At 67.5% G+C, this 8,868-nt stretch carries 9 protein-coding genes, 2 tRNA genes and 1 pseudogene; 5 read left to right on the top strand and 7 right to left on the bottom strand.

What is annotated here, in order from left to right; translation table 11 throughout:
- Nucleotides 1-290: 290 nt before the first annotated feature.
- Nucleotides 291-593, bottom strand: a complete 303-nt coding sequence (locus tag ACTWP6_RS29230; RefSeq protein WP_260754294.1) for a hypothetical protein — start codon at nucleotides 591-593, stop codon at nucleotides 291-293.
- A 162-nt stretch (nucleotides 594-755) separates the two neighbouring features.
- Here ACTWP6_RS29230 and ACTWP6_RS29225 point away from each other — a divergent pair, with 162 nt between their 5' ends.
- A complete protein-coding gene (locus ACTWP6_RS29225; RefSeq protein ID WP_260754295.1) occupies nucleotides 756-1,199 on the top strand; it encodes a TIGR03618 family F420-dependent PPOX class oxidoreductase in 444 nt (147 codons plus the stop codon).
- A 141-nt stretch (nucleotides 1,200-1,340) separates the two neighbouring features.
- On the opposite strand, the gene clpP2 is transcribed toward ACTWP6_RS29225, so the two are convergent.
- From clpP2 to ACTWP6_RS29205, 4 genes are all read right to left on the bottom strand, one after another.
- On the bottom strand, nucleotides 1,341-2,012 hold the full coding sequence (clpP2, locus tag ACTWP6_RS29220) for an ATP-dependent CLP protease proteolytic subunit ClpP2 (protein ID WP_260754298.1): 672 nt from the start codon (nucleotides 2,010-2,012) through the stop codon (nucleotides 1,341-1,343).
- Complete coding sequence (locus ACTWP6_RS29215) at nucleotides 2,009-2,680, bottom strand: ATP-dependent Clp protease proteolytic subunit (RefSeq protein WP_396884586.1); 672 nt, start codon at nucleotides 2,678-2,680, stop codon at nucleotides 2,009-2,011. The genes clpP2 and ACTWP6_RS29215 overlap by 4 nt, the downstream gene beginning before the upstream one ends.
- A 54-nt stretch (nucleotides 2,681-2,734) precedes the next feature.
- Nucleotides 2,735-4,165, bottom strand: a complete 1,431-nt coding sequence (gene tig / locus ACTWP6_RS29210) for a trigger factor (protein ID WP_260754300.1) — start codon at nucleotides 4,163-4,165, stop codon at nucleotides 2,735-2,737.
- Between the two features lie 57 nt (nucleotides 4,166-4,222).
- A tRNA-Pro gene (locus ACTWP6_RS29205) sits at nucleotides 4,223-4,299 on the bottom strand.
- Nucleotides 4,300-4,434: 135 nt separating this feature from the next.
- On the opposite strand from ACTWP6_RS29205, the gene ACTWP6_RS29200 reads away from it, so the two are divergent.
- Nucleotides 4,435-4,508: transfer RNA gene (locus ACTWP6_RS29200), tRNA-Gly, on the top strand.
- A gap of 135 nt (nucleotides 4,509-4,643) precedes the next feature.
- On the opposite strand, the gene ACTWP6_RS29195 is transcribed toward ACTWP6_RS29200, so the two are convergent.
- Nucleotides 4,644-5,417, bottom strand: a complete 774-nt coding sequence (locus ACTWP6_RS29195) for a DUF2267 domain-containing protein (RefSeq protein WP_443189505.1) — start codon at nucleotides 5,415-5,417, stop codon at nucleotides 4,644-4,646.
- A 246-nt stretch (nucleotides 5,418-5,663) separates the two neighbouring features.
- Here ACTWP6_RS29195 and ACTWP6_RS29190 point away from each other — a divergent pair, with 246 nt between their 5' ends.
- The 3 genes from ACTWP6_RS29190 (at nucleotide 5,664) to ACTWP6_RS29180 (ending at nucleotide 8,306) form a co-directional block, all read left to right on the top strand.
- Nucleotides 5,664-6,389, top strand: coding sequence for a Crp/Fnr family transcriptional regulator (locus ACTWP6_RS29190; RefSeq protein ID WP_443189504.1), 726 nt, complete (start codon nucleotides 5,664-5,666; stop codon nucleotides 6,387-6,389).
- A 12-nt stretch (nucleotides 6,390-6,401) separates the two neighbouring features.
- On the top strand, nucleotides 6,402-7,202 hold the full coding sequence (locus ACTWP6_RS29185) for an MBL fold metallo-hydrolase (protein WP_443189503.1): 801 nt from the start codon (nucleotides 6,402-6,404) through the stop codon (nucleotides 7,200-7,202).
- 300 nt (nucleotides 7,203-7,502) lie between these two features.
- The gene (locus tag ACTWP6_RS29180) at nucleotides 7,503-8,306 is read left to right on the top strand and encodes a DUF1542 domain-containing protein (RefSeq protein WP_443189502.1); all 804 of its coding nucleotides are present in this window, start codon (nucleotides 7,503-7,505) and stop codon (nucleotides 8,304-8,306) included.
- On the opposite strand, the pseudogene ACTWP6_RS29175 reads toward ACTWP6_RS29180, so the two are convergent.
- Nucleotides 8,303-8,740, bottom strand: a pseudogene (locus ACTWP6_RS29175) (cation:proton antiporter); the annotation flags it as partial. The gene ACTWP6_RS29180 and the pseudogene ACTWP6_RS29175 overlap by 4 nt on opposite strands.
- Between the last annotated feature and the right edge of the window lie 128 nt (nucleotides 8,741-8,868).

Here is an 8,868-nt window from a genome sequence, read left to right as displayed (position 1 = left end):
CACCGGAAGTGCCTTTCTGAACGTGGGCTGATCGAAGTGTGGTAACTCCAATCATCCCAGCTCAAAGGGCACTTTCCTTACATCAACACCCTCCGAACAGGCGATTCATCGGTGGATCGAGGCTAAGCCCAGACATCCCGGCGGCCTTGCGGCGCGAACATCGGATTGCCACGCCCCAAACGGCGGGGCAATCCCGAATCTGTCGGCCTGCCTGTGACTTCACACACGCGCCGACGAGCGCTTGAGACGCCCCGCCCCATCAACCCACTAATTCAGCAGACTCCTAGGTGTCAGCGGGGTCCGGGCCCCAGCGGACCCGGGCCCACCGGTCCCGGCCCGACCGGACCGGGACCCACCGGACCGACCACGCCGCCAACCCCGATCGGACCCGCGGGGCCGATCACCGGGTTCGGCGGGTTGACGTACACGTTGACCGCGATGCAAGTCGCGGTGGCGGCGTCCCAGTAGGTCCCGGCCGGGCACACCGGTTCCTGGGCCTGTGCGACCACGGCCGTCGCGGTCTGGATCAGCAGCCCCGCGGCCGCCGCCACGAACGCGACCACCGCCGCGCCCGACTTGATTCGCTCCGACATGGGCACTCCTTGGATCAGGACGCGGTCGCACGATGCGTTTACGTCTGCGTTGATAATCAGCCTGACACGAGCGGACGTTACGGCGGTGCCTTTCCGGTGAACGGCCTGCGGGCCCACCGCTCAGCCCCGCGGTGAGACCGTGACCCGACGTACCCTGCGGGCATGACCTCGCTTCAGGACGCGTTCGCACTCGCCCGGGACGACAGCGGCCTGGCGGTGGTGGCGACGGTGCGCGCGGACCAGACGATCCAGGCCTCCCTGATCAACGCCGGACCGCTGCCGCATCCCGCGACCGGCGAGCCGGTCCTCGGATTCGTCACCTACGGGCGCGTGAAACTGATGAACCTGCGGTCGCGGCCGCAGATCGCGGTCACGTTCCGCCGCGGTTGGCACTGGGCCACCGTCGAGGGCACGGCCGAACTGGCCGGCCCGGACGATCCGCAGCCGTGGCTCGGTAGCGGCGACACCCTTCCGCGGCTGCTGCGGGACATCTTCACTGCTGCGGGCGGAACCCACGACGACTGGGACACCTACGACCGCACGATGCGCGAGCAGCGCCGCACGGCCGTGCTTGTCACCCCGACCAGGATCTACGGCAACGGGTGAGAAGGACGACACGTGCGGCGCCCGCACGGACATTGCGCGTCACACGCTGATCAGCGCGGGCAGAAACGCCGCAGCGCGTAGCGCGCCACCCCTTTCGAGGCCCGCACCACGCGCTGCGAACAGGTAGTACCCGCGGAACGCTCAGCCCTTCTGGGCCGACAGCTTGCGGTACTCCAGCACCGTGTCGATGATCCCGTAATCCTTGGCCGCCTCCGCGGTCAGGATCTTGTCGCGGTCGGTGTCCTTGCGGATCACGTCGGCGGGCTTGCCGGTGTGACGCGAAAGGGTCTCCTCCATCAAAGTCCGCATCCGCTCGATCTCGGCGGCCTGGATCTCCAGGTCGGAGAACTGGCCCTGGATCACCCCACCGAGAGCGGGCTGGTGGATCAGCACCCGCGCGTTGGGCAGCGCCATCCGCTTGCCCGGGGTGCCGGCGGCCAGCAGCACCGCCGCCGCGGACGCGGCCTGGCCCAGGCACACCGTCTGGATGTCGGCACGCACGTACTGCATGGTGTCGTAGATCGCCATCAGGCTGGTGAAGGAACCGCCGGGCGAGTTGATGTACATGGTGATGTCGCGGTCGGGATCCAGCGACTCCAGGACCAGCAGCTGGGCCATGATGTCGTTGGCCGAGGCGTCGTCGACCTGCACGCCGAGGAAGATGATGCGTTCCTCGAACAGCTTGTTGTACGGGTTGGACTCCTTGACGCCGAAGCTCGAGTGCTCGATGAACGACGGCAGGATGTAGCGGGCCTGCGGTTGCACGCGTGGGTCCAGGGCGGGGTGGATAGACGAAGGGGTGTTGTCGGTCATTTGTCGAGTCCTGCTCCCGGTCCGTCGCCGTTGATGGTCACGCTGGTGATGATGTGGTCGACGAATCCATACTCGAGGGCTTCTTGAGCGGTGAACCAGCGGTCGCGATCAGAGTCGGCCTCGATGCGTTCGATGGTCTGCCCGGTGAACTCAGCGTTCAGCCGGAACATCTCTTTCTTGATGCTGGCGAACTGCTCGGCCTGGATCGCGATGTCCGCCGCGCCGCCGGTGATCCCGCCGAGCGGCTGGTGCATCAGGATGCGGGCGTGCGGCAGTGCGTAGCGCTTGCCCTTGGTGCCCGCGGCGAGCAGGAACTCGCCCATCGAGGCGGCCATACCCATCGCGTAGGTGGCCACGTCGCACGGGGCCAGCACCATCGTGTCGTAGATCGCCATGCCGGCGCTGATGGAGCCACCGGGCGAGTTGATGTAGAGGTGGATGTCCTTGGTCGGATCCTCGGCCGACAGCAGGAGGATCTGCGCGCAGAGCCGATTGGCGATGTCATCGTCGACCTGTGAGCCCAGGAAGATGATGCGCTCGGCCAGCAACCGCTCATACACCGAGTCGACAAGGTTGAGGCCCGACGAGGCGCCACGCATGTCAGTCACGACTGGATACCTGCTTTCTTTGTCTACTTCCGACGCGGTGACCGGTCTTACGAACGACACTAACGAACCCGCGCCGACGGGGAGTCCCCAGACGGCACGCGTTCGCTCACAGCATCACTTGGAGTCGTCGGCCTGTTCATCGGATTCGGGGGCGGCGGCGGGCTCGCCGGACGCGTCCGCGTCGTCCTGCGTGTCATCCGCACCGGCAGCCTCGGCCTGCTCACCGGAAGGCCCGAAGAACTCCGCGGTGTCGATCTCGGTGCCGTCGGTGTCGGTGACGGTGGCGCCGTGCACGACCGCCGCGACGGTCAGCCCGCGGCGCACGTCGGCGAACATCGCGGGCAGCTGGTTGTTCTGCTGCAGCATCTGCAGCAGCTGCTGAGGCTCCAGACCGTACTGGCGCGACATCAGCACCAGGCGCTCGGTGAGGTCGTTCTGCCCCACCTGGATCTCCAGCTTGTCGGCGATGGCGTCCATCAGCAGCTGGGTCTTGATTGCCTTCTCGGCGTTGGCCCGGTTGTCGGCGTCGAACTCCTCGCGGCTGCTGCCCTGCTCCTTGAGGGTCTCGGCGAACTTGTCCTCGTCATGGTCGAGGCCGTGGATCGCGTTGTGCAGCGTGTCGTCGACCTGGGCCTGTACGACGGCCTCGGGCAGCGGGATCTCGGTCTGCTCGAGTAGCACCTCGATGGCCTTGTCGCGGATCGCCTCGGCCTGCTGGACCCGCTTGATCCGGCTGACCTTCTCCTTCAGGTCGGCGCGCAGCTCGTCGACGGTGTCGAATTCGCTTGCCAGTTGGGCGAAGTCGTCGTCGACCTCGGGCAGCTCCCGCACCTTCACCGACCGCAGGGTGACGGTGACCTCGGCTTCCTGGCCGGCATGCTCCCCCGCGACCAGCGTGGTGGTGAAGGTCTTGGACTCGTCGACGTTCAGCCCGATGATGGCCTCGTCGAGACCCTCGATCAGCTGCCCGGAGCCGATCTCATGGGACAGCCCCTCGGTCTGGGCCTCGGGAACGTCCTTGCCGTCGACGGTCGCCGACAGGTCGATCGAGACGAAGTCGCCGTCCTCGGCGGGCCGGTCGACCCCGGTCAGGGTCCCGAAGCGCTTCTGCAGCGAGTCGATCTCGGCGTCGACGTCCTCATCGGCGACAGTGACCGGGTCGACGGTGATCTTCAGCGCCTCAAGGTCGGGCAGTTCGATCTCGGGCCGGACGTCGACCTCGGCGGTGAACACCAGCTCCTCGTTGTCCTCGAGCTTGGTCACCTCGATCTCGGGCTGGCCGATCGGCTGCAGCGACTCCGCGGTGATGGCCTCGCTGTAGCGGGCGGGCAGCGCGTCGTTGACGACCTGCTCCAGGACAGCACCGCGGCCGACACGGGCCTCGAGCAGCTTGCGCGGCGCCTTGCCGGGACGGAACCCGGGAAGCCGGACCTGCTTGGCCAGCTGCTTGAACGCGCGGTCGATGTCCGGTTCGAGCTCTGTGAAGGGCACCTCCACGTTGATGCGAACCCGGGTGGGGCTCAACTTCTCGACGGTGCTCTTCACGTTGGTACTCCTCTTATTGCTTCTACTGTGGGTGGTCGTGCTGTCGGGGGGCACTGCTGGTCGGGGTGACAGGATTTGAACCTGCGGCCTTCCGCTCCCAAAGCGGATGCGCTACCAAGCTGCGCTACACCCCGGTCGCTGCTGCGCACGCCTGCACGCGGCATCAGACCACCGGCGATCCTACGGCCTGGCCGCGCCGATGCCTCAATTGGATTTGAGTTAGGCGGGCCCGGTACCATTTGCCGGTACTGTCACGAAGTGCAGCACACGCGGGCGTAGCTCAATGGTAGAGCCCTAGTCTTCCAAACTAGCTACGCGGGTTCGATTCCCGTCGCCCGCTCCAACGGAGGACCAGCGGCGATCCCGTCGAACAATCGTTCGGCGGCTCGCGCTGTCCCGGATAGGGCCAAACGAGTCGTCTAGATTTCCGCAAGATCGTCTCCGGCCTCAACGCCCGCAAGAACCAGGTTCGGCCAGTTCACGGCTCGGCGAGGTCCTGCAAATAGGAGCGCGGCAGCTCGGAGCTGAGGTCGTGCCACTCCTTGGCCACCACGGCGTCACGGACCGTGTTGAGCACTGCGCGCGCGTGTGCGCGAGCGATGTCGTCAGGCACGCCCTCGCGTTCGGCGATCCGATGGACGAACTCCTCGAGCGGCATCTTGTGTGCGCGTCCGCCGCCGAGCTTCTTCCCGCGCTCCAGTACGGGGCGGAACTCCGGCGGCAGCTCCTTGGTGAGATCGTCCACCTCGCCGCCGGCTATCCGCTCGGCGAGCGTCTCGAGGACGGCCTCCGTTGCGCGCGCGGCGGTTTCACGGTCGAACCCGCCCCGGTCCGCAACCCACTGTAAGAACTCGTCGACCGGCATCGGGACTGCCGAACGGCGGGTGCCCGCCAGCAGCGGCGCGAAGTCTGCGGGCAGTTCGCGGATGAGGGTTTCCCAGGCGTCGGCGCTGACCGCTCGGCTGAGCGCCAGCAGCGCAGCATGGGCGTATCTGCGCGCTGTGTCGGCATCCGTCCCCGTTTGCTGGGCCACCCTGGCCACGAATTCGTCCGCGTCGAACAGCTCGCGGGGCGCTTTGGGCGACAGCCACGTCCGCACGCCTTCGGGCGCCTGCACCTGGACTTTGTGCAGTGCGCCGGGTGTCACCCGCTGCGCGAGCGTCACCAACGTTGAGCGCGCGACCGTCTGCGCGGTCTCTCGGTCGACTCCGGCCTCGCGTTCGATGATCGAGAAGAAGCGGTCGTTTTCCATAACACACGGTCACCCGCAAGGCACGTCCACCACACGGTGCCCACGGGTCGGAAACGGAGCGGCGCCCTCACCACGCCAGGTTCAATTGGCGGTCCTTCGAATTAGTGCTCGCGCACCGCAGCCGCCGGTGTTTCGCTCTTCACACCGCACCGATCCGCGTCGCGAAATGTTCCGATTTCGGCGCGTATTTCGCGCGCCGGCGGGTAGCACGTCGCGCAGCCATCGCCGCCTTCCGGAGGGAGATCGATGAAGCTCGTCGAGACCGATTTCCGCCTGGGCTCACTTTTCCCCGGCTGGGAGGTGGCGGACCTGCTCGCTTTGGGCGACGTGCTCAGAGTCGACGCGGCCGCCGGAGACGTGATCTTCCGCGAACGTGACACCGACGACCGGTTGTTCCTGCTCGGACACGGCCGGGTCCGGATCGGGCTCGACGGCCGCGACGGCCGGGAATGCACGTTCAGCGTGCTCGGACCGGGCGAGGTGTTCGGCGAGGAGTCGGTGTTCGATCCCGGTCCCCGGGGTTTGTGCGCCAGCGCGGTCACCGACATTCATGCGCTGTCGCTGGGACGCCGGACGGCGCTGTCCGTCATCCTTGCGGACCCGCAGATCGCCAACGGGTTCCTGCGTCTGCTGGCCCGGCGGATGCGCAGGACCCACGCCAGCATCACCGACGCGGTGTACGCCGACGTCACCGCGCGGGTCGCCAAACAGCTGCTCGGACTCGCGCAACGGTTCGGCGTCCAAGAGGACGGGGCGATGCGAGTGCCGATGGACCTGACCCAACAGCAATTCGCCCATCTGGTGGGTACCTCCCGCGAATCGGTGAACAAGGCGCTCTGCCACTTCGCCGAGCGCGGTTGGATCACCATCGGCGCCGACAGCATCCTCATCCGGGAGTCCGAACCACTGGCCGTCCGTATGTACGGGGCACGCCGTCCCGGCCGGGCCACCGCACCGAGCGCGCTTCGCTGACACGGGAATGTGATGAACATCGACGTCACGTTCATAGGGACCGCCACCACGCTGATCCGCTGCGGCTCGATCACGATCCTGACCGACCCGAATTTCCTGCACCAGGGCCAGCACGCCTACCTGGGCTACGGGTTGTGGTCCAAGCGGCTCAAACCCCCGGCGCTGCAGGTCGATCAGCTACCCGCACTGGACGCGGTCGTTCTCTCACACATGCACGGGGACCACTGGGACCGCGTCGCCGAACGCCACCTGGACCATGACCTACCCGTCTTCACCACCCACGACGCGGCAAAGCGCCTGCGGCACCGCGGTTTCGGCGACGCGGTGGGATTGTCGACGTGGGACAGCTCGGTGATCGCCAACGGTTCTGAGCGGCTTACGTTCACCTCACTACCCGGCCGGCACGCACCGACCCCGATCAATCGCCTGCTGCCGCCGGTGATGGGCACGATGGTGACCTTCGAGACTGACGGCACGACCCGGCATCTGTACCTGTCCGGAGACACCCTGCTGATCGACGAACTCGACGAGATCCCGGTGCGGTTCCAGTCCGTCGACGCGGGGGTGCTGCATCTCGGCGGCACCAAACTCCCAGCCGGGAACCGGTTACCGTTCGGGTTGACGGTGACGATGGACGGCCGCCAGGGCGCCGAGATGGTCAGGCGGCTGGACCTGCCGCGGGTGATACCGGTCCACTTCGACGACTATGGCGTATTCGCCTCGCCGCGAACAGATTTCACTGCGGCGATGGCCGAGCTGGGGATGGCCGGCCGGGTGATCGAAATCGAGCGCGGCCAGACCGTATCGATCTGACCGCAACCCGACGGGCCCTCGTGTCGTCGTGGGCGTTATCCGCACCGGAGGGCGTCGCCGATCCGGAAAGCGCGGGAAGCAGCAAAGTGAGGTCGCTGCTGCACGGACTCCATGACCGCTTCACCGAGGTCGCGCATTCCGGGTCGCAGTCCATCTGGCAGGTGATGCCGCCCGGCCGGTCGTGAGGTCCGGTGTGTATTCGGCGCACCGCCGAACCGGCCCGGCGTCGACGTCGCCGCACACTGCCCGCGCGCCGTCTGCGACCTGGAGTGTTCGTATTCTGTCGGTACGCTGTGAGCCATGAATGGCGTACTGCTCGTGCTCATCGTCTTGGTCGTCGCGGCGATCGCGCTGGCCGTCTACGCGACGTCGAAGTCGACCCAGAAGCGGAACGCCGCGACGCTGGCCGACGCGAAGGCCGACGCCCGTCGGGTGATCGAGCGCCTCGGCGGGCAGGTGTTCGCGCTGACGGGCACCGACGACGCCTCCAAGCAGGCGCTGGCCGATGCCTCAGAGCGGTACACGGCCGCGTCGTCGCAGATCGACCAGGCCTCCAGCGCACGTCAGGCCGAGTTGGCCAAGGAGAGCGCGATGGAGGGTCTGTACTACGTGCGTGCGGCGCGCACGGCGATGGGGATGGATCCCGGCCCTGAGCTGGAATCCCTGGCCGGGCAGCGCACCGCGGGCACCGTCACCGAAGATCGCCGCGTGCAGTTCGAGGGTCGCGAGATCGAGGCGTCACCGACGCCCTCGCAGCGCACCCCGAACTACTACCCCGGTGGCCGGGTCGCTGGGCGACCGGTGCCGGCCGGTTGGTACTCCGAGCCGTGGTGGAAGCCGGCGTTGGTGGCCGGCGCCTGGGGTCTGGGGTCGGCGCTGCTGTTCAGCAGCCTGTTCTCGGGCATGGCGGGTGTCGGATACGACGCGCAGGCCTTCGAGAGCGGCTACGGCGACGGGTTCCAGGACGGCCTCGATCAGGGCCAGCTCGACGGCGGCGACGCCGGAGGCGGCGACTGGGGCGGGGGTGGCTGGGACTCCGGTGGTGGCGGCGACTGGGGCGGTGGCGACTGGGGCGGTGGCGATTTCGGCGGGTTCGACTTCTAGAACCGGCTCTCCAGCCGCGCCGACACCCCGGCCTCCTGCAGGTCGAGCCGTTCGAGCATGGTCCGCACCGCCTCCTCGTCGATGTGGCCGGCGTCTCGCTCATCGATGAGAGCGGCGCGTTGGGCAGCCAGCACGTCGCGGTAGAGCTGGGCGAACACCTCGGCGCGCAACGTGTTGGCTGCCGGGTCCGGCATCTCGTCGGCGTCCTGCGAGTGCCGCGCCACGATGCCGCGGATCTCGGCGAGCACCCGGTGGTCGAGCCCGGCGGGCGGATTGGCACGGAACTCGGCGAGCACCGCGTCCGCGGCGCGGTGCACCACCTGCTCGGCCTTCTCGGTTTCAGCATGCGTGTAGGTTTGGTCGGCGTCGACCGACAGGTCGAGCCGTCGGATCAGCAGCGGCAGCGTCCAGCCTTGCAGCAACAGCGTGCCGACGCGGTCAAGTCCAGGGGCGTGGTGTACGACGCCTGTCGTGTGATTCTTCGAGTTAATGGTTCAGGCGGTCAGTGCCGCGGGGGTGGCCTCCTGTTCGGTCGGGGTGTCGTTGACGGCGCGTGATTTGC

The organism is Mycobacterium sp. 4D054, assembly GCF_052245755.1.
In the GTDB taxonomy this organism is placed as follows: Bacteria; Actinomycetota; Actinomycetes; order Mycobacteriales; family Mycobacteriaceae; genus Mycobacterium.
Note: the sequence above shows the minus strand (reverse complement) of the source record. Positions and strands in the feature narration are given on the sequence as shown.

Excerpts from the sequence above, each read along its gene's own strand:
- clpP2 (WP_260754298.1), bottom strand. The coding sequence starts at position 2,012 with ATGACCGACAACACCCCTTCGTCTATCCACCCCGCCCTGGACCCACGC.
- ACTWP6_RS29185 (WP_443189503.1), top strand. The coding sequence starts at position 6,402 with ATGAACATCGACGTCACGTTCATAGGGACCGCCACCACGCTGATCCGC.
- ACTWP6_RS29230 (WP_260754294.1), bottom strand. The coding sequence starts at position 593 with ATGTCGGAGCGAATCAAGTCGGGCGCGGCGGTGGTCGCGTTCGTGGCG.
- ACTWP6_RS29225 (WP_260754295.1), top strand. The coding sequence starts at position 756 with ATGACCTCGCTTCAGGACGCGTTCGCACTCGCCCGGGACGACAGCGGC.
- ACTWP6_RS29190 (WP_443189504.1), top strand. The coding sequence starts at position 5,664 with ATGAAGCTCGTCGAGACCGATTTCCGCCTGGGCTCACTTTTCCCCGGC.
- ACTWP6_RS29195 (WP_443189505.1), bottom strand. The coding sequence starts at position 5,417 with ATGGAAAACGACCGCTTCTTCTCGATCATCGAACGCGAGGCCGGAGTC.
- ACTWP6_RS29180 (WP_443189502.1), top strand. The coding sequence starts at position 7,503 with ATGAATGGCGTACTGCTCGTGCTCATCGTCTTGGTCGTCGCGGCGATC.